24 protein-coding genes are annotated in these 22,361 nt (G+C 64.2%); 14 read left to right on the top strand and 10 right to left on the bottom strand.

Annotated elements, in window-relative coordinates; genetic code table 11:
• Window positions 1-21: 21 nt before the first annotated feature.
• Window positions 22-522 carry a MarR family winged helix-turn-helix transcriptional regulator gene (locus tag GRX31_RS18555; protein ID WP_017407164.1) on the bottom strand — a complete coding sequence of 167 codons (501 nt, stop codon included), beginning with the start codon at window positions 520-522 and terminating at the stop codon, window positions 22-24.
• A gap of 147 nt (window positions 523-669) precedes the next feature.
• On the opposite strand from GRX31_RS18555, the gene recA reads away from it, so the two are divergent.
• Together recA and recX are read left to right on the top strand one after the other, a co-directional pair.
• Window positions 670-1,773 carry a recombinase RecA gene (recA, locus tag GRX31_RS18550; RefSeq protein ID WP_016449400.1) on the top strand — a complete coding sequence of 368 codons (1,104 nt, stop codon included), beginning with the start codon at window positions 670-672 and terminating at the stop codon, window positions 1,771-1,773.
• Between the two features lie 202 nt (window positions 1,774-1,975).
• Window positions 1,976-2,455, top strand: a complete 480-nt coding sequence (gene recX, locus GRX31_RS18545) for a recombination regulator RecX (RefSeq protein ID WP_160854155.1) — start codon at window positions 1,976-1,978, stop codon at window positions 2,453-2,455.
• Here the strand turns inward: recX and yddG are convergent.
• The 3 genes from yddG to argC are packed head-to-tail and all read right to left on the bottom strand — an operon-like array spanning window position 2,452 to window position 6,207.
• Window positions 2,452-3,372: an aromatic amino acid DMT transporter YddG gene (yddG, locus tag GRX31_RS18540; RefSeq protein ID WP_160854153.1), complete on the bottom strand. Its 921-nt coding sequence runs from the start codon at window positions 3,370-3,372 to the stop codon at window positions 2,452-2,454. The genes recX and yddG overlap by 4 nt on opposite strands.
• Window positions 3,373-3,394: 22 nt before the next feature.
• Window positions 3,395-5,278, bottom strand: coding sequence for a hypothetical protein (locus GRX31_RS18535; RefSeq protein WP_160854151.1), 1,884 nt, complete (start codon window positions 5,276-5,278; stop codon window positions 3,395-3,397).
• Window positions 5,275-6,207 carry an N-acetyl-gamma-glutamyl-phosphate reductase gene (gene argC, locus GRX31_RS18530; RefSeq protein WP_061288739.1) on the bottom strand — a complete coding sequence of 311 codons (933 nt, stop codon included), beginning with the start codon at window positions 6,205-6,207 and terminating at the stop codon, window positions 5,275-5,277. Before argC ends, GRX31_RS18535 begins: the two co-directional genes overlap by 4 nt.
• 435 nt (window positions 6,208-6,642) lie before the next feature.
• On the opposite strand from argC, the gene sucC reads away from it, so the two are divergent.
• The 7 genes from sucC (at window position 6,643) to tfpZ (ending at window position 13,304) form a co-directional block, all read left to right on the top strand.
• Window positions 6,643-7,803, top strand: a complete 1,161-nt coding sequence (gene sucC, locus GRX31_RS18525; protein ID WP_016449395.1) for an ADP-forming succinate--CoA ligase subunit beta — start codon at window positions 6,643-6,645, stop codon at window positions 7,801-7,803.
• A gap of 20 nt (window positions 7,804-7,823) precedes the next feature.
• Entirely contained in the window at window positions 7,824-8,717 is an 894-nt protein-coding gene (gene sucD, locus GRX31_RS18520; RefSeq protein WP_016449394.1) for a succinate--CoA ligase subunit alpha, read from the top strand.
• 165 nt (window positions 8,718-8,882) lie between these two features.
• Window positions 8,883-9,575 carry a TerC family protein gene (locus tag GRX31_RS18515; RefSeq protein ID WP_016449393.1) on the top strand — a complete coding sequence of 231 codons (693 nt, stop codon included), beginning with the start codon at window positions 8,883-8,885 and terminating at the stop codon, window positions 9,573-9,575.
• 294 nt (window positions 9,576-9,869) lie between these two features.
• Window positions 9,870-10,652, top strand: a complete 783-nt coding sequence (locus GRX31_RS18510) for a PP2C family protein-serine/threonine phosphatase (protein WP_047474588.1) — start codon at window positions 9,870-9,872, stop codon at window positions 10,650-10,652.
• A 248-nt stretch (window positions 10,653-10,900) separates the two neighbouring features.
• Window positions 10,901-11,611, top strand: a complete 711-nt coding sequence (locus tag GRX31_RS18505; protein ID WP_017405118.1) for an FHA domain-containing protein — start codon at window positions 10,901-10,903, stop codon at window positions 11,609-11,611.
• A gap of 222 nt (window positions 11,612-11,833) precedes the next feature.
• A complete protein-coding gene (locus GRX31_RS18500) occupies window positions 11,834-12,415 on the top strand; it encodes a pilin (RefSeq protein WP_160854149.1) in 582 nt (193 codons plus the stop codon).
• 118 nt (window positions 12,416-12,533) lie between these two features.
• Window positions 12,534-13,304 (top strand): TfpX/TfpZ family type IV pilin accessory protein, encoded by a 771-nt coding sequence (tfpZ, locus tag GRX31_RS18495; protein ID WP_160854147.1) that lies wholly within the window; start codon window positions 12,534-12,536, stop codon window positions 13,302-13,304.
• 22 nt (window positions 13,305-13,326) lie between these two features.
• Here tfpZ and moaC read toward each other — a convergent pair whose 3' ends face one another.
• Window positions 13,327-13,800, bottom strand: a complete 474-nt coding sequence (gene moaC, locus GRX31_RS18490; RefSeq protein WP_160854145.1) for a cyclic pyranopterin monophosphate synthase MoaC — start codon at window positions 13,798-13,800, stop codon at window positions 13,327-13,329.
• A gap of 152 nt (window positions 13,801-13,952) precedes the next feature.
• Here moaC and GRX31_RS18485 point away from each other — a divergent pair, with 152 nt between their 5' ends.
• Window positions 13,953-15,578: a M48 family metalloprotease gene (locus GRX31_RS18485; protein ID WP_061288745.1), complete on the top strand. Its 1,626-nt coding sequence runs from the start codon at window positions 13,953-13,955 to the stop codon at window positions 15,576-15,578.
• Here the strand turns inward: GRX31_RS18485 and GRX31_RS18480 are convergent.
• The 3 genes from GRX31_RS18480 to GRX31_RS18470 all read right to left on the bottom strand — a co-directional run bounded on the left by GRX31_RS18480 (window position 15,552) and on the right by GRX31_RS18470 (window position 17,385).
• A complete protein-coding gene (locus tag GRX31_RS18480) occupies window positions 15,552-15,899 on the bottom strand; it encodes a phage holin family protein (RefSeq protein WP_012202791.1) in 348 nt (115 codons plus the stop codon). The two genes, GRX31_RS18485 and GRX31_RS18480, sit on opposite strands and share 27 nt — an antisense overlap.
• Before the next feature lie 152 nt (window positions 15,900-16,051).
• Window positions 16,052-16,510, bottom strand: a complete 459-nt coding sequence (locus GRX31_RS18475) for a hypothetical protein (protein ID WP_016449386.1) — start codon at window positions 16,508-16,510, stop codon at window positions 16,052-16,054.
• Between the two features lie 134 nt (window positions 16,511-16,644).
• Window positions 16,645-17,385, bottom strand: coding sequence for a TerC family protein (locus GRX31_RS18470; protein WP_016449385.1), 741 nt, complete (start codon window positions 17,383-17,385; stop codon window positions 16,645-16,647).
• A gap of 508 nt (window positions 17,386-17,893) precedes the next feature.
• On the opposite strand from GRX31_RS18470, the gene GRX31_RS18465 reads away from it, so the two are divergent.
• The 3 genes from GRX31_RS18465 to GRX31_RS18455 all read left to right on the top strand — a co-directional run bounded on the left by GRX31_RS18465 (window position 17,894) and on the right by GRX31_RS18455 (window position 19,392).
• Window positions 17,894-18,325: a DUF3717 domain-containing protein gene (locus tag GRX31_RS18465; protein WP_017404072.1), complete on the top strand. Its 432-nt coding sequence runs from the start codon at window positions 17,894-17,896 to the stop codon at window positions 18,323-18,325.
• A gap of 57 nt (window positions 18,326-18,382) precedes the next feature.
• Window positions 18,383-18,562 (top strand): hypothetical protein, encoded by a 180-nt coding sequence (locus tag GRX31_RS18460; protein WP_016449383.1) that lies wholly within the window; start codon window positions 18,383-18,385, stop codon window positions 18,560-18,562.
• Between the two features lie 140 nt (window positions 18,563-18,702).
• Window positions 18,703-19,392: a hypothetical protein gene (locus GRX31_RS18455; protein ID WP_016449382.1), complete on the top strand. Its 690-nt coding sequence runs from the start codon at window positions 18,703-18,705 to the stop codon at window positions 19,390-19,392.
• 29 nt (window positions 19,393-19,421) lie between these two features.
• Here the strand turns inward: GRX31_RS18455 and GRX31_RS18450 are convergent, their stop codons facing one another.
• Together GRX31_RS18450 and purB are read right to left on the bottom strand one after the other, a co-directional pair.
• A complete protein-coding gene (locus tag GRX31_RS18450) occupies window positions 19,422-19,982 on the bottom strand; it encodes a YaeQ family protein (protein ID WP_017404069.1) in 561 nt (186 codons plus the stop codon).
• Window positions 19,983-20,086: 104 nt separating this feature from the next.
• Entirely contained in the window at window positions 20,087-21,466 is a 1,380-nt protein-coding gene (gene purB, locus GRX31_RS18445) for an adenylosuccinate lyase (protein WP_017404067.1), read from the bottom strand.
• A gap of 114 nt (window positions 21,467-21,580) precedes the next feature.
• On the opposite strand from purB, the gene GRX31_RS18440 reads away from it, so the two are divergent.
• Window positions 21,581-22,201 (top strand): glutathione S-transferase family protein, encoded by a 621-nt coding sequence (locus GRX31_RS18440; RefSeq protein WP_016449378.1) that lies wholly within the window; start codon window positions 21,581-21,583, stop codon window positions 22,199-22,201.
• Window positions 22,202-22,361 lie beyond the last annotated feature (160 nt).

The following is a 22,361-nucleotide window of genomic DNA, read 5'->3' as shown; positions in this document are numbered from 1 at the left end:
CCCGCAGTGCGGGCAGGGACCTTACCCGAGTGAGCCGCCGCCCGCGTAGGCCTCCAGCCCCAGCGCCACCACGGTGGCGATGTCGTCGCCGACTTCCTCGCGGAATTCGGCCTCGGCCTGGGAGACGGCGTCATGGAAAGCCTGCAGCCAGGCCAGGCCCGCTGGCGTGAAGCGGATGCGGCGCGCGCGCGCATCGCGCTCGTCGCTCTCGCGCGTGACCAGGCCCCAGGCCTCGCACTGGGTCACCAGGTCGCCCATGGACTGCTTGGTCATGCCTGCGCGCTCTGCCAGGTCCGTCAGCCGGTCGCCAGCCAGCGACAGATGCCGCGTGATGTGGATATGGGCCGCCCCCACCTTGTCGCGCGCAGCGAGGTTGGACAGTGCCAGCGGCACCTCCACATCGCGCGCCATGAGCTGCAGTACACGCGCGTCGAACCGCCGCATGGCATGGCCGAGCAGGCGGCCCAGGTGGGTCTGGCGCCAGGCGTCGGCGGGCGGCGTGACGGGGGAAAGCTCACTCATGGATGCATTGTGGAGGCAAATCCAACAAGTCAGGAAAACTGACCAAAAACACCAACAAATCAAGACAGCAAGCCCATAAACTACTGTTCAAGCATCCAGCCTGAATGCAAATACAGAGCTGAATCCATACCCAACCCAGGAGTCCGCATGAACACCGCCGTCACCACCGCCAACAGTGAAAAAGCCAAGGCCCTGCAGGCCGCACTCGCCCAGATCGAAAAGCAGTTCGGCAAGGGCACGATCATGCGCCTGGGTGAAGGCGAAGCCATCCAGGACATCCAGGTCGTCTCCACCGGCTCGCTGGGCCTGGACATCGCCCTGGGTGTGGGCGGCCTGCCCCGTGGCCGCGTGATCGAGATCTACGGCCCTGAATCCTCGGGCAAGACCACGCTGACGCTGCAGGTCATCGCCGAAATGCAAAAGCAGGGCGGCACCTGCGCCTTCATCGACGCAGAACACGCGCTGGACACCAGCTATGCCCAGAAGCTGGGCGTGAACCTCAACGAAGTGCTGATCAGCCAGCCCGACACCGGCGAGCAGGCCCTGGAAATCGTGGACAGCCTGGTGCGCTCGGGCGCCGTGGACATGATCGTCGTGGACTCGGTGGCCGCACTGACCCCCCGCGCCGAAATCGAAGGCGAGATGGGCGACCAGCTGCCCGGCCTGCAGGCCCGCCTGATGAGCCAGGCGCTGCGCAAGCTGACCTCCACCATCAAGAAGACCAATTGCATGGTCATCTTCATCAACCAGATCCGCATGAAGATCGGCGTGATGTTCGGCAGCCCCGAAACCACCACGGGCGGCAATGCGCTGAAGTTCTACGCCTCGGTCCGCCTGGACATCCGCCGCACCGGCACCATCAAGAAGGGCGACGAAGCCATCGGCAACGAAACCAAGGTCAAGGTCGTCAAGAACAAGGTCTCGCCCCCGTTCAAGACCGCCGAGTTCGACATCCTCTTCGGCGAAGGCATCTCGCGCGAAGGTGAAATCCTGGACATGGGTGTCAACGCCAAGATCCTCGACAAGTCGGGGGCCTGGTACGCCTACAACGGCGAAAAGATCGGCCAGGGTCGCGACAACGCCCGCGAATTCCTGCGCGAGAACAGCGGCCTGGCCGTGGAGATCGAAAACAAGGTGCGCGACAGCCTGGGCATTGCCCTGCTGCCTACGGCCGGCGGCGATGCGCCCGAAGCCAAGGCCGCCAAGGGCGCCAAGGCCAAGGCCGACAAGGACGGCGTGATCGAAGCCTGAGCGCCCAGACCCCTCACAGCAGGCGCCGCAGCGCCTGCGCACACTGTGTTTGCCATCTTGGCGCAGGCTCACGTCTGCGCCTTTTTTATCGCCGGGACGCCCCAAGGCAAAAAAGCGGCCCCCTTGGGGGGCAGCGGACCTTGCGCAGCAAGGGGAGCGTGGGGGCCTTTTTTATTCGGGATGATTCAGGAGACATTGCCGCATGGGATTCGCCAAGCTGTCGCTCAAAGGCCGGGCGCTCAAGCTGCTGGGCCAGCGCGAACATTCACGGCTGGAGCTGGAACGCAAGCTCGCCCCCCATGTGGAGGAAGGCGAGGACCTGGGCGCCATGCTCGACGCGCTGGAGCAGCGCGGCTTCATCAGCGCCGAGCGCGTGGCCGAGTCCGTGCTGCATCGCAAGGCCGCGCGCTTTGGCACATCGCGCGTGGTGCAGGAGCTGCGCAGCAAGGGGCTGGACGATGGCCTGGTGCGCGCCGCCGCAGAACAATTGCGCGCCACCGAACTGCAGCGCGCCCATGCCGTATGGCGCCAGCGCTTCGGCACACCGCCGGCCACCCCGCAGGAACGCCTCAAGCAGATGCGCTTTCTGGCCGCGCGCGGCTTTGGCGGAGAAATAGCGAGCAAGGTGCTGCGCGGGCGCAGCGAAGACTGGAATGACGGAGCTGCAGACGAAGGCAACTAATCCACGCGCCGGGTTGCGCCCCAGCACACCAGCGACCCCACGGTCACCAGCGCCACGCCCTGCCAGAAGCCCCAGCCCGGCTGCACCTGCAGCCAGGCACTGGCCAGCAAGGCAGAGAACACGGGCGTGAAGTACGAGGCCGCCGCCATCACGGCCAGATGCCCGTGCTGTATGCCGTGCTCCCAGCAGCTGTAGCCCATGGCCGTGAGCCCGCCCACGGCCAGCAGTTGCAGCACCACGGTGCCTGACCAGTGCATGCCGCCTTCGCCACCCAGCCACAACCACTTGATCCACAGCGCCAGCGCAGTCCAGATCAGGAACAACCCCACGGCATTGTGCCCCCCACCCCAGCGCCGAGCAGCCAGCGAATAGCAGGGCCACAGCAGGGCCGCGCCAAAGGCGAGTCCATAGGCCAGCGGATTGGCCAGCATGTGGTCTGCCATGTCATGCATCTGCAGGGACTCGCCGCCCAGAACGCGCGTCAGACCCCACAGGCACAGCAGCACGCCGGGCCACAGCCACCAGCGCGCATGCTGCTGGCGCAGCAGCACCGCCAAGACGATGGTCAGGCTGGGCCACAGGTAATTGATCAGCCCCAGCTCCAGCGCCTGGGCGCGGTCCTGCGCCAGACCGATCGCCAGCGACAGACAGATTTCATAGACCGCAAACAGCAGGCCGCAGCCCCAGAAGTAGGCCGGATGCATGGCCCGCCACTGCGACGGCCTGGGCAGGCCACGCACGGCGGCCACGCACAGGGCGCTGACCGTATAGAGCATGGCAGCGCCGCCCACGGCGCCCAGCGGCTCGGCCACCGAGCGCATCAGGCCCACGGTGCAGCTCCAGCACACCACGGCCAGCAGGCCGATGGCGGTGGCCCGGCCTGCGGCTGCAGGGGAACTGCTGTGCGCGGAAGACATGGGAAAGGCTGCGCGCGGCAGGTCAGTGCGGCTGCAGCACCTGGCGCAGCGAGCGGTAAAGCGCGTCCGAGCCGTGCGCGCGGTTGTCCGCATCGAAGGAGAACTCGTTGCTGGACTGCGTGCCGGTCGCGTCCTCGGGCCGCGCCTCCATGAAGAAGGACAGGAAGCGCGCGCCCTGGCGGCGGTGCATGGTCAGCACTTTCTCCAGCCGCTGCGGCGACAGTGCCACCAGCGGATGGAACTCCGTCACGCCATAGGCCGTGTGGCCATAGCGGCGCAGCATCTGGCCGACCAGCGGCCCATAGGTGTCTTCGCCATACAGGCTGACACCCAGGGACAGCCCCGGCATGCGTTGCAGGCTGCGCTCCACGGCGTAGCGGCTGGCGTCCCAGCTCGGATTCGCATGGGGGTTGAGCTGGTGGGCAAAGCGAGGCACCCGGCCCAGGCAGCCGTGCCCGATGTGCTCGGAAAAGCCCTGGATGTAATCGGCCACCTGCTGCTCGCGAAAATCGTTCCAGTCCGTCACCAGCGGGTTGTAGAACAGCGCCAGCCGGTCCTGCGGGCTGTCCACCCAGAATTCCACGCCGTCCGGCAGCTTGCCGAAGTCAGGCAAGGCCTCGGCGGCATGGGGCCTGGGCTCGCCCTGGTGGCGGTCCATCACGGCGATCTGGCGCGTGGCCAGCAGGCCCAGGCTGCGCCCGCCGGCCTGCAGCACCACGTCGATGCGGTGCAGGCCCTCGCCCAGCGCCGGATAGCGGATGTCGGCACGCCAGCCCACATCGGGCGTGAGGAAATCAGGCTTGGCCTGGGCCACATCCTGACGGTGCATGTGCACGGGGGCGTGCGAGTAGGGGCGCCCGTCCACGAAGACGGCCACGGCCAGTTGCTTTTGCAGCTTCGCGTCGGGCGAGTGGACCCAGCCGGACACCGGGACCGTGCCAGCCGCATAGCTGTCGATGTGCTGGAAGAAGTTCTGCAGCGGCTCGCTGCGGATGTTGCGCGACGGAGGCTCCACCGCATCGAAGCTGGCGAACTCCGACTTCAGATGGGCATTGAGCCGCGCAATGTCGCCATAGCGCTGGCGCAGGAATGCATGGAAGCCCGCCACGGATGCAGGGCTGTAGTCGGTGACCGCATAGCCTTCGGCCGCGAACCCCATGCCGGCCTCGAAACCCGGGAACAGCTGGTGCGTCTCGCCCAGCACGGTGAGCGCACGCAGCGGATGCATGGCGGCATCGCCCGCAGCGCACATGCGCTCGGCCAGGGCATCGACCACCAGCTTGCGCACGCGCGTGATTTCATTGTCCTGCCGCGCAACCGACCACGGGAAGATGCGCGCGCCCAGATAAGTGTCCAGCGGCAGCGGTCCCTTGGGCGTCCAGGCCAGATTGGCGGGATCGGCGGCCAGGCGCTCCTCGGCCTTGGAGTGCACCTCGAAATGCGTGGCGAACAGGTAGAGCACCACGGGCCGCTGCGCCTGCGCCACCGTGCGCACCACGCGGTCCAGCGCCTCGCCCCGGACTTCCCAGGCCCGGCCGTTCCACTGCACATAGCGCAGCAGAGGCACGCTGAGCGTATAGCCCAGCTCCAGCCCCTCGCCCTGCGGCCGGCCCAAGCGCTGCAGCGTGGCTTTCACCATTTCCGCGGCCGAGCCCTGAGGGCCCAGGCAACTGGCAGGCACCTGCTGGAATTCCTTGGGAAAATCCTCGCGCAGCCCGTCCTGCACCAGGCAGGCTTCCATATTGCCCAGCAGCGGACTCAGCAGCAGGCGCGATGAGGAAGGCAATGCCGGCCGCAGCTTCCAGGCGAACACAACGATCAGCAGACACAGCACGGCCAGGGCCAGGACATGGCCCCAGGCCGGACCGCGCCGGCCCGGCAAGGACGGGGGCGCGGGGGGCCTCACAGGCCCAGCATGATCTGCAGGTTCTGCACGGCGGCGCCGCTGGCGCCCTTGCCCAGGTTGTCCAGACGGGCGATCAGCACGGCCTGGCGGTACTGCTCATTGGCGAATACACGCAACTCCAGCCTGTTCGTGTCGGTCAGCGTATCGGCAGCCAGCTTCATGTCTTCGGTGGGCGGCAGCACCGACACCCATTGCTCGGGCGTGTTGGTCGCCGCGTAGTGGGCGGCCAGCGCATCGTGCAGATCGGCGGCCTTGGGCGCGCCCGGCAGCAGGTCCAGATGCAGGGGCAGTTGCACCAGCATGCCCTGGCGGAAATTGCCCACGGCAGGAATGAAGACCGGGCGGCGCGTCATGCCCGTGTAATGCAGGATTTCGGGAATGTGCTTGTGCGACAGGCCCAGCGCATAGGCCTCGTAAGGCGCGGCCGTGCCGGCCTCGTAGGCTTCGATCATGCTGCGGCCGCCGCCCGAGTAGCCGGACACCGAGGGCAGGCTCAGCGCGTAGTCGGCTGGAATGAGGCCTGCCGCCACCAGCGGGTGCAGCAGTGCGATGGCGCCCGTGGCATAGCAGCCGGGGTTGGCCACGCGCGTGGCAGCCTTGACGGCGTCCAGCTGGCCCTTGCGCAGCTCGGGAAAGCCGTAGACCCAGCCCGGCGCCACGCGGTGGGCGGTGGAGGCATCGATGATCTTGATGGCGCGGCCGGTCTCGGCCTCGATGGCGTCGACCATGGCCACGGTTTCGCGCGCAGCGTCGTCATGCAGGCACAGGATGACCAGGTCCACGCCGGCGATCAGCGCACGCTTGGCAGCAGGATCCTTTCGCAGCTCGGGCGCAATGCTGACCAGCTCCACGCCGGACAGATCGACCAGACGCTCACGGATCTGCAGCCCTGTCGTGCCTGCTTCGCCATCGATAAAGACTTTTGCCATCGCTGTATTTCTCCTGCTGCGCGGCCCTCCTGGAGCCGCTGCGGCACCATTGCCGCGTTCCAGCTGCGGATTCTCACCGAAACCGGGTCCCCCTGCGCCCGTTGTCGCAAAACGGTTGGCAGTGGCGATCAAGGGCCGCTGACATGCGCCTGTTACAAACGGCGGGCAGGGCCGTCTGCAGATCCTCTATAAGACAAAAGAGCTGTGGCGCCTGAAAGAAATGTCGGGAAACCGTCTTTTCCCTGACATATCAATGCATTGCACAGTTCCTGGCATGCTGCTTGGCCCGCAGGAAATTGTGGATTCTGCGCATGGGGGCGTGTCGGATGGCGCAGTGCAGCATGGTACATTCGGCGATTGCCAGGTCACTCCGCCTTGAGGCAGCACCCCAGGGCTACCGGGTCAATCCCCCCCTATTTGTTTGAGAGAGACATCATGAAGATTCATGAATACCAAGGCAAGGACATCTTGCGTCAGTTTGGTGTGCCTGTACCTCGCGGTATCCCTGCGTTCACAGTGCAAGAGGCCGTCGAGGCCGCCCAGAAGCTCGGCGGCCCCGTGTGGGTCGTGAAGGCCCAGATCCACGCTGGTGGTCGCGGCAAGGGCGGCGGCGTGAAGGTTGCCAAGAGCATCGACGACGTCAAGGCACTGGCTGGCCAGATCCTGGGCATGCAGCTGGTCACGCACCAGACCGGCCCCGAAGGCCAGAAGGTCCGCCGCCTGTACATCGAAGACGGCGCCGACATCCAGAAGGAATACTACCTGTCGTGCGTGACCGACCGCGCCACGCAGAAGGTGGCCTTCATCGCTTCCAGCGAAGGCGGCATGGACATCGAGGAAGTGGCCCACTCCACGCCCGAGAAGATCATCACCATCTTCGTCGATCCCCTGGTCGGTCTGACCCAGGCCCAGGGCGAAGAGCTGGCCAAGGGCATCGGCATGCCTGCCGACTCCACTGCCCAGTTCATCGACATCTGCCAGAAGCTCTACAAGTGCTACATGGACACGGATGCCTCGCTGGTCGAGATCAACCCCCTGAACCGTGACAGCAAGGGCAATGTCATTGCCCTGGACGCCAAGTTCAACTTCGACGCCAACGCCCTGTTCCGCCTGCCCGAAATCGTGGCACTGCGCGACCTGGACGAAGAAGATCCCGCCGAAGTCGAAGCCTCCAAGTTCGATCTGGCCTACATCTCGCTGGACGGCAACATCGGCTGCCTGGTCAACGGTGCCGGCCTGGCCATGGCCACCATGGACACCATCAAGCTGTTCGGCGGCGAGCCGGCCAACTTCCTGGACGTGGGCGGCGGCGCCACCCCCGAGAAGGTCACCGAAGCCTTCAAGATCATGCTGAAGAACCCCAAGGTCGAAGGCATTCTGGTCAACATCTTCGGCGGCATCATGAAGTGCGACACCATCGCCACCGGCGTGATCACTGCCTGCAAGGCCGTGAACCTGCAAGTGCCCCTGGTCGTGCGCATGAAGGGCACGAACGAAGAACTGGGCAAGAAGATGCTGGCCGAGTCCGGCCTGCCCATCATCAGCGCCGACACCATGGCCGAAGCGGCCACGAAGATCGTCGAAGCCGTCAAGTAAGCAGGCCCGGAGAACACACCATGTCTATCTACATCAATAAAGACACCAAGGTCATCACCCAAGGCATCACGGGCAAGACGGGCCAGTTCCACACGGAAAAATGCATCGAGTACGCGAACGGCAAGAACTGCTTCGTGGCCGGTGTGAACCCCAAGAAGGCCGGCGAAAAGATCTTCGACGTGCCAATCTACGCCTCCGTCAAGGAAGCCGCACAAGGCACGGGCGCCACGGTCTCCGTGATCTACGTCCCCCCCGCAGGCGCTGCCGCCGCGATCTGGGAAGCCGTGGAAGCCGACCTGGACCTGGCCATCTGCATCACCGAAGGCATCCCCGTCCGTGACATGCTGGAAGTGCGCAACAAGATGCGCGCCAAGGAAGCTGCAGGCGGCAAGCGCACCCTGCTGCTGGGCCCCAACTGCCCCGGCCTGATCACGCCCGACGAGATCAAGATCGGCATCATGCCCGGCCACATCCACAAGAAGGGCCGCGTCGGCGTGGTCAGCCGCTCCGGCACGCTGACCTACGAAGCCGTGGCTCAGCTGACCGAACTGGGCATTGGCCAGTCGTCGGCCGTGGGCATCGGCGGTGACCCGATCAACGGCCTCAAGCACATCGACGTGATGAAGGCCTTCAACGACGATCCCGACACCGACGCCGTCATCATGATCGGCGAAATCGGCGGTCCTGACGAAGCCGAAGCTGCCCGCTGGTGCAAGGACAACATGAAGAAGCCGATCGTCGGCTTCATCGCTGGTGTCACCGCCCCTCCCGGCAAGCGCATGGGCCACGCCGGCGCGCTGATCTCCGGCGGCGCCGACACGGCCGACGCCAAGCTGGCCATCATGGAAGAGTGCGGTTTCGTCATCACCCGCAATCCCTCCGAAATGGGCCGCCTGCTCAAGGGCCTGATCTAAGCGGCACCGGTTCTGCGTGACATCCAGGGTTCGCCCCAGGAAGAAATTACGCAGAATTACGAATCGGTAAGGCGGCAAGTCCGCCCTACACTGACGACTCCAAAAAAGAAAAAGCGCCAGAGGCTACCGCCCTGGCGCTTTTTAACTCATAACAGCGGAGAAACCATGGAATACCTGCAAAGCGCCGATTTCTGGATCGGCCTGTTGAAGATCGTCTGGATCAACATCATCCTGTCTGGCGACAACGCCGTCGTCATCGCCCTCGCAGCACGCTCGCTGCCCCCCGCACAGCAAAAGAAAGCCGTCATGTTCGGCTCCGGCGCCGCCGTGGTGCTGCGGATCATCCTGACCGTGGTCGCGGCCAAGCTGCTGGAGCTGTCGTTCCTGCAGATCGTGGGCGGCTGCCTGCTGCTGTGGATCGGCCTGCAGCTGCTGACCGGCGAAGAAGATGATGAAGGCGAATCCAAGGGCCATGGCAGCATGATGGTCGCCATCCGCACCATCCTGATCGCCGACCTGGTGATGAGCCTGGACAACGTGATCGCCGTGGCCGCCACTGCGCAGGGCAACATGGTCCTGCTGATCCTGGGTCTGGCCATCAGCATCCCGCTGGTGATCTTCGGCTCCACGCTGATGATCAAGCTCATGGAGCGCTTCCCCGTCATCATCACGCTGGGCGCCGCCCTGATCGGCTGGGTCGGCGGAGAAACCATCGTCAACGACCGCCTGCTGCACGGCTACGCCATCAGCCACCCCTGGCTGCACTATGTGGCGGCCGCAGCCGGCGCCGTGCTGGTCGTGGGCATTGGCAAGTTCCTGCAGGCGCGCTCAGGCGCAAAGCACGCAGCCCAGGCCTGACGCTGCCGCAGGCAGCACCTTCGCCGCATCACGAACGCACTGCCCCGGCAGTGCGTTTTTGCTTTGTGAGGACCCATCTTGATGTGGCGTCAAGCTGACGAGCCGTTGCGCCCGCGCATTCCGGGCACTTGCGCGCACTGTTTTCATTTACGCTGTGCACCGGTCTTCACCATTGCACCTGCACACCAGGGACTGATGGCACCACCGCCGAATCCGTCCTTTGCCACCATGCCCAGCGCCCCCCAAATCCCGGACCAACCCACCCGGCAGCAAGCTCCTGCCCAGTACTGCGCCATGGTTGCACGCACCGATGTGGGCCGGCGCCGTGACAACAACGAGGACGCCGTCACCATCCACCCCAGCGCCCAGCCCTGGCCCATTGCCGTGCTGGCCGATGGCATGGGCGGCTACAACGCCGGCGAAGTCGCCAGCGCCATGGCCATCAGCCTGGTATCCGTGGCGCTGCAAAGCACCACCACCGAGGCGCCCGTGGCCAACACGCCGCAGGCCCGCCAGGAATTGCAGCAGTCACTTGCCAATGCCCTGAACCTGGCCAACGCCGCCATCCTCACCGCCGCCCAGGAAACACCCGGCTGCCGCGGCATGGGCACCACCGTCATCGCAGCCGCTTTGCTGCCCGGCCTGCTGATGCTGGCCCACCTCGGCGACTCGCGGGCCTATGGATGGCGCGATGGCCAACTGCTGCGCCTGACCCGGGACCACACCTGGCTCCAGGAAGAAATCGATGCAGGCCGCATCCAGGACCACGAAGCCCGGCAGTCCGGCCTGGGCCACCTGCTCACCCAGGCCCTGGGCGTGACCCAGGACGTCACACCCGACTTCAATGAATGGCCGCTGCAGCCTGGCGACCGCATCCTGCTGTGCTCCGACGGCCTTACCGACATGCTCGATGACGACGCCATTGCCGCACTGTTCAAGCAGTCCAGCCCGCTGCCCGTGCTGCTGACCTCGCTGCTCACGGCCGCCAATGAAGCAGGCGGAAACGACAACATCAGCGCAGCGCTCATCGAACTCCAGGCCAACCCGCCCTCTGCCGCCTGCGCTGCCATCGATTGAGCCCAGACAGAGCGCAGGGATCGACGGCAGAACCCATCCGATGGACGCGCTTGCGTGCGCAGAAACCCCAGGTTCCAATTGTCAAAAATGATTGCGCACCCAACAATCGGTCAAAGACAAGCCATAGCCTGTATCAAATACGATGACGGACTCCGGCGTGCCCGGGCCGCAGACATAATAGTTGGATAGACCCCAGCTCCGGATCACCCAGTGCAGTGCAAGCCGGGCATAACAAAGGAATTTTGAGCATGCCGACCCTGGTCATCTCCATCGACGGCGCCGTCATCAAGGAAGTGCAGCTGACCAAGGAGCGCACCACGCTGGGACGCCGCCCCTACAACGACATCGTCATCGACAACCTCGCGGTCAGCGGGGAGCATGCCGTGCTCAGCATCGTCGACGGTGCCGTCATCATCGAAGACCTGCGCAGCACCAATGGCACCTATGTCAACGGCCAGCCCATACTGCGCCAGACCCTGAACCACGGCGACCTGCTGGACATCGGCAAGTACAAGATCCGCTTCGTGCAGCAGCAGGTCAGCGCCTCCTCGCGCTCGGCACTGGCGGCCATTGCCGCAGCAGTGGAGGCAACCCGCCCAGCCCCCTTGGCGGAAGACCTGCCATCGCAGTTCAGCACCCAGACTCCCTCAGGCTTCGACCACACACTGCCGCCTTCGATGGCCGGCCTGGCCACACGCCAGGCTGCCATCCGCATGCTCAACGGCAACGCCGCTGGCCGCGAAGTCCCGCTGGTCAAAGTCGTCACCACCCTGGGCAAGCCCGGCGTGGCCGTCGCCTCCATCACCCAGAAGCACCACGGCTTCGTGCTCGCCCAGCTGGAAGGTGACGCCCTCAGCCTCAAGCTCAACGGCCAGGAAATCGGCCGCCGCCCCATGCCACTGCAGCACGGAGACACGGTGGAGCTGGCAGGCACGCAGATGCAGTTCCTGGTGGCGTAAGGAACCAGCTCGACCCCGCCGACAAGCCTCGCGTGACGTCTGTAGCAAGCGCACGATCTCTGACAAAAACGTCACAACAAGTGGATCAATTTGTCAGAGAATGGCGTCCAACCGTGTCAGTTGCAACCAAACCATACATAGACCTGGACCTTGGCCCCCTGGAGCGACTGGCACGGCTCTTGCTCAGTAGAGCATGCAATCAACCCCTATGAGGAGAAGTTCATGAAGCGTTCCATCCAGCAAGGTTTTACCTTGATCGAATTGATGATCGTTGTGGCGATCATCGGCATTTTGGCAGCCGTGGCGCTGCCGGCTTATCAGGATTACACCAAGCGCGCACGCGTTTCGGAAGGTCTGGTGCAAGCAGGCGCTGCGAAGCAAAATGTTGCAGATATTGCCGCAAAGGGTGCTGTGGCTGCAGATACAGAAGGCTATGGTTCTGGATATGTTCCCCCCACGACATCGGACAACGTGCTGGGCTTGGCTGCAGTAGCTCCCGCTGGTTATCTGAATTCTACAACCGCTGTCGGCACCGCACTTCGTATTGAACCCGCCAATGGAGAGATCACCATCCCCTACAGCACACGAGTGGAAGCCGCTGGCTCCAACTTGCTGGTTCTGATTCCTTATGTCGGTCCTGTCGGGACCGAAGTGGCTCTGCCTGTCGGCACCGGCGCCTTCACTCCTCCGAACGACAGCATCAAGTGGAAGTGCCGTGCCGCTGGCGCCACATCCCCCTTTGCCGTTGCTCTTATCAATACTGCCACGCTCCCCATGAAGCTTGCGCCCGCAGAGTGCCGTTAATTCCAGAGAATCCATTCATCTTCTAAGAGGGGGAGTGCTTGGCACTCCCCCTTTTTTATTGATGATAAAATGATCTCTACTATATTATTACCCAATAGCCTCACCCCAAGCACCATTCATGCAAGTCCGGCCTAGAATCAAATTTGCGCTGCAAGCGGCCCTGCTGCATTTTTTGATCAGCCTGAGTATTGCCGCCATCGCGGGATTTCTTGTTTTTTATCTGTGGTTCCCTTATCCCTACAGGGAACTGGCGGGTGGAAGCTCCCTTTTCTGGCTTGTAGTTTGCGTGGATGTGGCGTGCGGCCCTCTGCTGACTGCCGTTCTCTACACGCCAATCAAGCCACGACGCGAATTGGTGCAAGATCTGGGACTGATTGCACTGATACAGTTGGCCGCCTTGGCTTACGGCCTGCATACCCTGTGGCAGGCACGCCCCGTCTATCTGGCATTTGAGGTGGATCGCCTACATCTAGTCACTTATGCAGATATACAAAAAGAAGATCTCAAGACGAAAAAAAATCATCTATATATCCTTCCCTGGCGAGGCATCCAGCTCATCGGAACCAGAGAGCCCGTCAGCAATGATGAAATGATGCAAAGCCTTGATCTTTCACTACAAGGCATAGATCCCGCATTCCGACCAGATTGGTGGACAAGTTACGAATCCATCATTCCAAAGGTCATATCCAAAGCATATCCCATGGACCTACTACTGAAGAAAAATCCAGAAGATGCGGGAAAAATAAATAAAGCTGTCATGGAAAGCGGGCAGCCCATCGGGAATCTGGCATGGCTTCCAGTTATTAGCTATCGCGCTACGGATTGGATTGTCCTGATCAACAAGGAGTCCGCACAGCCGGTTGCATTCGCACACGTCGACGGATTTTAACCAATGTTGCATCGTGTGCCGTTCACGCCACAAAACTCCACGACTTCCCCCCCCTCTTCTCCAGCACCCTGATCCCTCCCATCACCATGCCCTTGTCCACCGCCTTGCACATGTCATAGACCGTGAGCAGGGCTACCTGCACGGCCGTGAGCGCCTCCATCTCCACCCCGGTCGGACCAACGGTCTCCACGGTGGCAAGACAGCGGACGGACGACGTTTCGGGCAGCAACTCAAACTCCACAGCCACCCGCGTCAACGCCAGTGGATGGCACAGAGGAATCAGGTCACTGGTCTTCTTGGCAGCCATGATGCCAGCGATGCGCGCGATGCCCAGCACGTCGCCCTTCTTGGCCGTGCCGCTCTGGATGATGGTCAGGGTTTCGGGCTGCATGGTGATGCGGCCCTCGGCGACCGCGATGCGGTGGGTTGCGGGCTTGGCGCCGACATCGACCATGTGGGCCTGGCCCTGGGCATCGAAATGGGTGAGGGAAGACATGGAAACTCCTGAAAATGCACGGGCCGGTCTACGCCAGTCCCGACACGCTGGTCAGTCCTGCCATGAACGTTCGGCGAACCGAGGCATCATAGTGGGGTGTTCCACCGCCCCGTGACTATGCACGGGCCCGGCCCCTTGGTTCTTACCTGCCCATGCGCCCATCACGCCTGAAGACACGTATCGCCGTCGGCCTGCAGTTGCTGGCGGCCTCTCTCACCATCGCAACGCATGCACCCGCACAGGCCCAGTTGCGCCTGCCCACTCTGGGCGATGGCGCAGCCACGACGACCAGTGACGAGCGGCGCCTGGGTGACCGCATCATCCGCTCGCTGTACCGCGATCCGGACTACATTGACGATGCGGTACTGCAGGAGTATGTGGAAGGCATCTGGCAGCACCTGGTCGATGCGGCGCGCACGCGGGGCGAGCTGTCGGACGAGCTGGAAGAGCGCTTTGCCTGGGAGATCCTGCTGGGGCGGGACCGCTCGGTCAACGCCTTTGCGCTGCCCGGCGGCTATCTGGGAGTGCACCTGGGACTGATCGGCGTGGTCAGCACGCGCGACGAACTGGCTTCGGTGCTGGCGCATGAATTGAGCCACGTCACCCAGCGCCACATTGCGCGGCTCATTGCCCAGCAGGGCAAGCAGACGCCGCTGATGATCGGCTCGATGATCCTGGGCGCCCTGGCCGCCAGCCGCAGCCCGGATGCCGCCATGGCGATGATGATGGGCGGCCAGGCGCTGGCCGTGCAGAACCAGCTGAACTTCTCTCGCGACATGGAGCGCGAGGCCGACCGCATGGGTTATGGCTTGATGGCGCCTGCGGGCTTTGCGCCGCAGGGCTTTGTCACCATGTTCGACAAGCTGCAGCAGGCCAATAGGCTCAATGACAACGGCAGCTGGCCCTATCTGCGCAGCCATCCGCTGACCACGGAGCGCATGGCCGACATGCATTCACGCCTGCCGCGCGGCGTTGCGCCCGCGCCCGCCCCTTCCCTGGAACACGTGATGATGGCCGCACGGGCCCGCGTGCTGTCGCGCCCGGGCGTGGACGTGCTGCGCCAGTGGGCCGAGCTGCCGCGCTCCACCAGCTTTGGGAGCCAAACACCGACCCAGCAGGTGGCACAGTTGTATGCCGCCACGCTGAGCGCCGTGCAATTGCGCGATTGGGCCGAGGCGCGGGAAATGTCCGGGCGCCTTCAAGCGGCCACGGCCGCCGATCCCGGCGCCCTGCGGCAGGCCAAGCTGCTGCAGGCCGAACTGGAGCTGACAGCCGGCAAGCCCGGCGCCGCGTTGCAGGCGTTGCCACCGCTCTACCTGCCTGCAGCCGCACCTGCCCAGGCCAGTCCCACGGAATCCGTCCCCGCCAAGACAACGGAAAGCGGCCCCAGCCTGGCCACCGTCAATGTGGTCGAAAGCCGCGCCGTGCGCAGGCCGGAATTGCTGATGCGCACACAGATCCTGCTGCGCGAGCAGGGCGCCGCCAGCATGGCGGGCCCGCTGCAGACCTGGGTGACGGACCACCCGCGCGATGCCAGCGCCTGGCAACTGCTGGCCCAGGTTCAGCGCTCTCAGGGCCAGGAGCTGCGCGCGCTGCGCGCCGAGGCCGAGGCCCAGGTCGCGCACTACGACTATGCGGCCGCGGTGGATCGCTTCAAGGCAGCGCAGGAACTGGCCCGCAAGGGCGGGCCCAAGGTGGATTTCATTGAAGCCTCCATCGTGGACACGCGGCTGCGTGCCGTGGAGGAGCTGCTAAGGGAACAGGCGCGCGAGAAGTGACTCGATGGCCAGGCCCAGCAGCGAGTAGATGAGCGCGCCCAGCATGGCCGCCCAGAAGCCCGCGACATGAAAGCCGCTGAGCAGGCCCGAGGCTGCCCAGAACATCAGTCCATTGACCACGAAGAGAAACAGCCCGACCGTCACGATGGTCACGGGCAGCGTCAGCACCACGAGGATGGGCCGCAGCACCGCGTTGAGCAGGCCGATGACCAGCGCCGCGATCATGGCCGAGCTGAAGCTGTTGACCTGCACGCCACCATAGAGATAGGCCACGACCAGCAGGGCACCGGCGCTGAGCAGCCATTTGATCAGGATTTTCATGCGGGCAGCATAGCAGCAGCCGGCAGATCCGGGTTGAGGCGGCGCACTGGGAACCGTGGACCGGAGAACTCCATGAAAAACGGCATCCCGTTTTCCGGGATGCCGTCCTGACAGTGATCGCCTGACCAGAGCAGCCAGGCAGATGCCAGCCTTTAGACCATCGCTTCCTCGAACACCAGGCCCATCAGCGCGCCGATGGCCGCCAGCGTTCCCGGAAGATTCCAGCGCCGGCCCAGCGGGGCTGCAGGCGCCACGGCTGGGGCCGTGGCTTCCTGCTTGGGGCGGCGCGCATCGACGATCTGGGCCGCGCCATGCTCCTGCTGGAGCTGGGCCACCAGTTCGGCCAGCGGCCCCTTGGCCAGCACCGGCGTGATTCGGCCTGCACTGTCACCGAACACCGGCAGCAACTGGGCAAACAGCTTGTCGGCCCACTTGCCGCGCCAGCTTTCGCGTGCGCTGTGGCTCACCCATTTGCTGACACGGTGGGTTATGCGCGGTGCGCAGGCCACCAGCAACCAGTGCGAGGACTGGGCCTGCGGCGAGGCGGCCAGGGCCTGGACCAGAGGCAGAGCGTAGGAAGCGTCATCCACGTAGACGATGATGGGGTTCAAAGCAAGTCCTTGTCGAACTGGGTTTGCGGGGTGGGACAGGCGGGCGGTCAAAGCCGCCCTTGCACTGGATTGTCGCGAATCGGCGCGGGAGGCCAGACAGGCCAACCCGGCGCCAACCTCAACTTTTCAGGAAATCAAGCTCCGTGGGCATCCGCCTTGGGAGCAGGACGGCGCGAAGCGATGTACTTGCCCAGTGCCAGCACCAGCAGGGCTCCGAACACGCTGGCACCGTACTTGAGCATGTCGGTCTGGGGCAGCTTGACCATCCAGTCCCACTTCTCCGTATTGGCGAAGACGGGGTCGGTGACCAGCATGCCGCCGGCAATCCAGCCCAGCAGCATGCCGCCGGCCACGATGATGATGGGGAAGCGCTCCATCAGCTTGATCACGAGCTGCGAGCCCCAGACGATGATGGGGATGGAGATCAACAGACCCAGCACGACCAGCAGCAGCTGGTGCTCGCCCGAGCTCTGTGCGGCGCCGGCGATGGCGATCACGTTGTCCACGCTCATCACCAGGTCGGCGACGATGATGGTCTTGATGGCCGCCAGCAGCTTGTCGCTGCCCTGGATGTTGTCATGGCCATCTTCATCAGGCGCAATCAGCTTGATACCGATCCACACCAGCAGCAGTGCGCCGACAAACTTCAGGAAGGGCAGCGCCAGCAGCGTCATCGCGAAGGCGATCAGGATGACGCGCAGGATGATGGCGCCAGCCGTGCCCCAGATGATGCCCTTCTTGCGCTGCGCGGGCGGCAGCTTGCGGCAGGCCAGCGCGATCACGACCGCGTTGTCCCCGCCCAGCAGGATGTCGATGATGATGATTTGGCCCAGGGCCACCCAGAACGGGGCGTGAGTCAGAAAGTCCAAGTCCATAAGGTCCTCGCTGTTGAGTACGGCCGGCGAGAACTCCTCCCTCCTGGAGAAACACCCACCAGCACAGAAAGACCGATGCGACGACACAGCGCCTACCCGGGCAAGGACATGCCTGGCTCAGGGGAGAACACCTTGATCGACCGTCATCAGGTCCATCAAAGGTCTTGCTCGGCTGCGGTATGCACCGCAGCCCGGAAGGCCGGAAGCTTGCGCTTCGTATTGACGACCATTCCGATGCCGGCGCGGTGGCTTTGCAACCACCCCTGCCGGCAGAGAGCTACTCCCCTTCGAACCTGCGGATTGCAACACAAAGCCGCTGCGGCACGCAAGTGAAAAAACCCTTCAATTCCACGGAAAGCACAAGCAACACATCCCGCACTCCTTTTATACATCTACTCCCAACGCTTCACTATTCATAGCAACCCTGAAGCTGATGGAGTGTTGCAGCAGTGCCCGGCCGAGGACTGGCATGCGCCTTATCATCGCTGTCCCTCCCCCTTGCCCGTCCATGACCGCACTGCACATCACCGATATCGAAGCCGCCATCAACTACTGGCGAGAGCGCCACCCGTCCCCGGATGGTGTGCTGCTGCAGCCCGAAGTACGGGCCCTGGCCGAGGTGTACGCGCTGATGATCTTCTGGCATGAGACCGAAGTGCAGGTTGAGGGCTTTCCCTCGCACGCCATGGCAGCCTGGCTGGCCTGGTACGACACGACCCCCGATACGCCCTGCATCGCCATCTGCTCCACCAGCCAGGGCGACGAGAAATGCAAGGGTTGTGGCCGCAGCTTCGACGAAGTGCAGATGTGGACCGCCATGGAGCCACCACAGAAGCGTGCCGTATGGCGCAGGATCACGACAGAAGGCGACTCCTGGCGCTTTACCCGCTATGCAGAGCGTGCGGCCGAGCGCGCGGACATATCGCGCAAACCCGGCTGATTGCCGTATATCGCACCGAACCAGTGCGATGTTGCAGGCGGCCTAACATCAGCCCCCATGCTGCAGACCGCCGCTTCCAGCCACCGCCGCCCCCGCCCCTGCATGCGCCTCACGGCAAGTGATGCGGGGAGCACGCGCGTGCCGGCCGGCAAGGCCTGGCCTGCCACGGCCGCTCGCCTGCGCGAGCGCGATGCAGCGCGGCTGAACATCGGCCCCAGACAGGCCGCACGGTCTTGATGCGCTGCCCTGCGCGGAACCGGGCAGCGTCGCTTCACTGAATCCGCTCTTCTTGCGCCGCCTTCACCTTGAAACTGAAGGCGGTTGGGTTTTCACGCGTCTGCCGGGCCACAAGGCCTGCCGACAAAGCGAGCTTTGCCGTGACCTGTCTAGCCTTTGCCCCAGCCGGGCCCTCGTTTTCCACCCTCTGGCGCCATCTGCGTGATGCCGTGGCGCATCGCGCCTCGGCCCGCTTGCGGCCGCACCACGTCACCGAACTGCGCATCGACGTGATGCAGCCGCTGGTGGAGGGCGAGCTCGAAGCCATTCATGAGCGCCTGTACCAGCCCGGCAACAAGCTGCACGGCCTGGAGCGACGTCCGCTTCACGATCCGCAGTTCCAGCTGCACTGGCGGGAGGCCGACGGCGAATGGTTTGCCTACGTGGAGGATATGGAGCGGCGCTGCCTGGCCGGCTACACGGTGTTCAATCGCCTGGTCGAAGTGGACAAGCGCACCGACCGCCGCGTGCGCTCGCCCCATTCGCGCTTTGCGCCGGACTACCAGCGGCGCGGCATCGCCAGCGCCGTCTACCGCAGCGTGCTCGATACGGGCACCTGCCTCGTCAGCGGCGCACGCCAGTCGCCGGGTGCCCACGGCCTGTGGAACCATCTGGCGCGCAGCTATGACGGCCGCTATGTGGGCATCACGGAGAGCAAGTCGCTGATCCATCTGGGCTGCAATGTGCCCGACGATGTCATGGACCGGCTGTCCACTCGCCGCATGCTGCTGGGCGCGGGCTGGACGGTGGAGTCCTTCGCCCAGGCCGTCCGGATGCAGTTGCCTGCCTGAGACAGTGGCTTGCTTGGGCCAGTGCCCGGTTACTTCCAGCGCAGCGGCTCGATGAAGACCGTGCCCAGATTGCTGCTGAGCGTCAATGCGCCTTCCTGGATGGTGGCCTGCAATTGCATGCTGCGCTCGGCCAGCTCCGCCAGCGACTGGGAGGTTTCGGAGGGAATACGCCAAACCTGCAGCTTGTTCAGTCGTGCCAGCTTGCCTTCCAGGCCTTTCCACCAGACTTCCGCCGCATGGTGGAAGGCGTAGAGCACTACGGCATCGGACTTGTTGCATGCCTTGGCGATGGGCTTTTCCTCGGGCTGGCCGACCTCGATCCACAGGCGCTTGGCTCCCGTGAAGTCGGTCAGCGAGACATCGGGATCCTCGGGATCGGACAGGCCCGCGCCAAAGGCCAGCGTGCCGTCGCCGTTGCACATGTCGCTGAGCTGGTGGGCATTGAGGGCCAGGGCCACAAGGCGCACCATCATGCGTTCGTCCGTTTCGCTGGGATGGCGAGCCAGGGTCAGCGCATGGTCGGCGTAGTAGCCGTGGTCAATGTCGGCGATGGACAGGTTCGCCTTGAAGATGGTGGATTTGAGGGCCATGAGACAGAACCTATCAAAAACAAGAGCTGCCGCAGCAAGCCTGTGCTTGCATCGGCAGCCCTGAATGGTTGAAGCGCGCCCTTCATGGCGCGGCAAAGGATGGATTAAACGCGGCGCGCCAGCTCGGCCGCCTTGCCCACATAGGAGGCAGGCGTCATGGCCAGCAGGCGGTCCTTGTCGGCCTGGGGGATTTCCAGGCCGTTGATCAGGCGGTGCAGGTCTTCGGCCTGCACGGTCTTGCCGCGCGTGACTTCCTTGAGCTTTTCGTAGGCGCCCTGCACGCCGTAGCGGCGCATGACGGTCTGGATGGGCTCGGCCAGGACTTCCCAGGCGTTGTCCAGGTCTTCCTGCAGGCGCTCTTCGTTGAGTTCGAGCTTGTTCAGGCCGGTCATCAGCGAGCTGTAGGCCAACGTGGCATAGCCCATGGCCACGCCGATGTTGCGCAGCACGGTGGAGTCGGTCAGGTCACGCTGCCAGCGCGAGATGGGCAGCTTTTCGGCCAGGTGCTTGAGCAGGGCGTTGGCCAGGCCCAGGTTGCCTTCGGCATTCTCGAAGTCGATGGGGTTGACCTTGTGCGGCATGGTCGAGGAGCCGATCTCGCCGGCCTTCAGGCGCTGCTTGAAGTAGCCCAGGGACACATAGCCCCAGACATCGCGCGAGAAGTCGATGAGGATGGTGTTGGCGCGCGCGATGGCGTCGAACAGCTCGGCCATGTAGTCATGCGGTTCGATCTGGATCGAGTAGGGCTGGAAGCTCAGGCCCAGACCCTGGGGCTCGGGCGACTCGATCACGTTCTTGCTGAAGGCTTCCCAGTCGAACTCGGGCCAGGCGGAAAGGTGGGCGTTGTAGTTGCCGACGGCGCCGTTCATCTTGGCCAGGAGCTTGACCTCGGCAATGCGCGCTGCTGCCTTTTCCAGGCGCACCAGCACGTTGGCGATTTCCTTGCCCACGGTGGTGGGGCTGGCGGTCTGGCCGTGCGTGCGGCTGAGCATGGGCACGGCAGCATAGGCATGGGCCATCTCGCGCAGCTTGGCCGTGATGCCGGAGATTGCGGGCAGCAGCACGCTGTCGCGGCCGGCACGCAGTTGCAGCGCGTGGCTGGTGTTGTTGATGTCTTCGCTGGTGCATGCAAAGTGCACGAATTCGGCGGCCTTGAGCAGCTCGGGACGGCCGTCGAACTTGCCCTTGATCCAGTACTCCACGGCCTTGACGTCGTGGTTGGTGGTCTTTTCGATGTCCTTGATGGCCACGGCATCGGCCTCGGAGAAGTTCTTCACCAGGTCCTGCAGATAGACGCGCGCGCCTTCGGACAGGGGCTTGAACTCGGCAAAGCCGGCATCCGACAGGGCGATGAACCAGGTGACCTCCACCTGCACGCGGCGGTGCATGTATCCCATCTCGCTCATGATCGGGCGCAGAGGAGACAGTTTGGCGGCGTAGCGGCCGTCGAGCGGGGACAGGGCGGAGATGTGCGGCAGATTCATGGGCCGTGATTGTAGGTGCGCGCGGCAAAAACGGGGGCCGAGGGGGAGATCGCCGGGCAGCGCATAGAATCTGCTGCCCGCCCATGGGCCGCCTCTTCGCCACGGAAAATTGCCATGAAACTGATAGGTTCCTCCACCAGCGCCTACGTACGCAAGGTACGCGTCGTACTGGCAGAGAAAAGGCTCGACTATCAGTTCGTCGAGGAAAACCCCTGGAGCCGCGAGCTGTCGCCCGGCACCGGCAACCCGCTGGGCAAGGTGCCGCGCCTGGTCATGGACGGCAGCGATGCCATGTTCGACTCGCGCGTGATCGTCGAATATCTGGACACACTTTCCCCGGTAGGCAAGCTGATCCCCGGCACGGGGCGCGAGCGCGCCGAGATCAAGACCTGGGAAGCACTGGCCGATGGCCTGCTGGATGCCGGGGCGCTGGCCCGCCTCGAAGCCACCTGGGATGGCCGCAGCGAAGAACAGCGCTGCCAGGCATGGATAGACCGCCAGCTTGCCAAGGTCCGGGCTGCACTGAACGTGATGTCCCAGGGCCTGGGCGACAAGCCGTATTGCTGCGGCATCCACTTCACCCTGGCCGACGTGTGCGTGGGCTGTGCCCTGGGCTGGCTGGACTTTCGCTTTCCCGAGCTGGACTGGCGCGCCGACCACCCCAATCTGGCCGCACTGCAGGCCAAGCTGGCCGAGCGTGCCAGTTTTGCAGCCACGCGCCCTCCCCAGCCCTGACGCCGCACCAGCCCGGGAATGCAAAAAGGCCACCCGATGGGTGGCCTTTTTGCTGGCATAAAAAAGTTGCGAAGCATCCCGAAACGAATAAAGAGAGGGAGGGAGGAGAAGCGCTTCGGGCGGAACAGTTCAGGACTGTGGCCCCAGAGGCTTCGCAACG

The organism is Delftia sp. CH05 (assembly GCF_009827015.1).
GTDB classification, from domain to species: Bacteria; Pseudomonadota; Gammaproteobacteria; order Burkholderiales; family Burkholderiaceae_C; genus Comamonas; species Comamonas tsuruhatensis.
Note: the sequence above shows the minus strand (reverse complement) of the source record. Positions and strands in the feature narration are given on the sequence as shown.

Bases quoted from the DNA above. Each gene is read 5' to 3' on its own strand.
- GRX31_RS18555 (WP_017407164.1), bottom strand. From the start codon at position 522: ATGAGTGAGCTTTCCCCCGTCACGCCGCCCGCCGACGCCTGGCGCCAG.
- recA (WP_016449400.1), top strand. From the start codon at position 670: ATGAACACCGCCGTCACCACCGCCAACAGTGAAAAAGCCAAGGCCCTG.
- recX (WP_160854155.1), top strand. From the start codon at position 1,976: ATGGGATTCGCCAAGCTGTCGCTCAAAGGCCGGGCGCTCAAGCTGCTG.
- yddG (WP_160854153.1), bottom strand. From the start codon at position 3,372: ATGTCTTCCGCGCACAGCAGTTCCCCTGCAGCCGCAGGCCGGGCCACC.
- argC (WP_061288739.1), bottom strand. From the start codon at position 6,207: ATGGCAAAAGTCTTTATCGATGGCGAAGCAGGCACGACAGGGCTGCAG.
- sucC (WP_016449395.1), top strand. From the start codon at position 6,643: ATGAAGATTCATGAATACCAAGGCAAGGACATCTTGCGTCAGTTTGGT.
- sucD (WP_016449394.1), top strand. From the start codon at position 7,824: ATGTCTATCTACATCAATAAAGACACCAAGGTCATCACCCAAGGCATC.
- GRX31_RS18515 (WP_016449393.1), top strand. From the start codon at position 8,883: ATGGAATACCTGCAAAGCGCCGATTTCTGGATCGGCCTGTTGAAGATC.
- GRX31_RS18510 (WP_047474588.1), top strand. From the start codon at position 9,870: ATGGTTGCACGCACCGATGTGGGCCGGCGCCGTGACAACAACGAGGAC.
- GRX31_RS18505 (WP_017405118.1), top strand. From the start codon at position 10,901: ATGCCGACCCTGGTCATCTCCATCGACGGCGCCGTCATCAAGGAAGTG.
- GRX31_RS18500 (WP_160854149.1), top strand. From the start codon at position 11,834: ATGAAGCGTTCCATCCAGCAAGGTTTTACCTTGATCGAATTGATGATC.
- tfpZ (WP_160854147.1), top strand. From the start codon at position 12,534: ATGCAAGTCCGGCCTAGAATCAAATTTGCGCTGCAAGCGGCCCTGCTG.
- moaC (WP_160854145.1), bottom strand. From the start codon at position 13,800: ATGTCTTCCCTCACCCATTTCGATGCCCAGGGCCAGGCCCACATGGTC.
- GRX31_RS18485 (WP_061288745.1), top strand. From the start codon at position 13,953: ATGCGCCCATCACGCCTGAAGACACGTATCGCCGTCGGCCTGCAGTTG.
- GRX31_RS18480 (WP_012202791.1), bottom strand. From the start codon at position 15,899: ATGAAAATCCTGATCAAATGGCTGCTCAGCGCCGGTGCCCTGCTGGTC.
- GRX31_RS18470 (WP_016449385.1), bottom strand. From the start codon at position 17,385: ATGGACTTGGACTTTCTGACTCACGCCCCGTTCTGGGTGGCCCTGGGC.
- GRX31_RS18465 (WP_017404072.1), top strand. From the start codon at position 17,894: ATGACCGCACTGCACATCACCGATATCGAAGCCGCCATCAACTACTGG.
- GRX31_RS18460 (WP_016449383.1), top strand. From the start codon at position 18,383: ATGCTGCAGACCGCCGCTTCCAGCCACCGCCGCCCCCGCCCCTGCATG.
- GRX31_RS18450 (WP_017404069.1), bottom strand. From the start codon at position 19,982: ATGGCCCTCAAATCCACCATCTTCAAGGCGAACCTGTCCATCGCCGAC.
- purB (WP_017404067.1), bottom strand. From the start codon at position 21,466: ATGAATCTGCCGCACATCTCCGCCCTGTCCCCGCTCGACGGCCGCTAC.
- GRX31_RS18440 (WP_016449378.1), top strand. From the start codon at position 21,581: ATGAAACTGATAGGTTCCTCCACCAGCGCCTACGTACGCAAGGTACGC.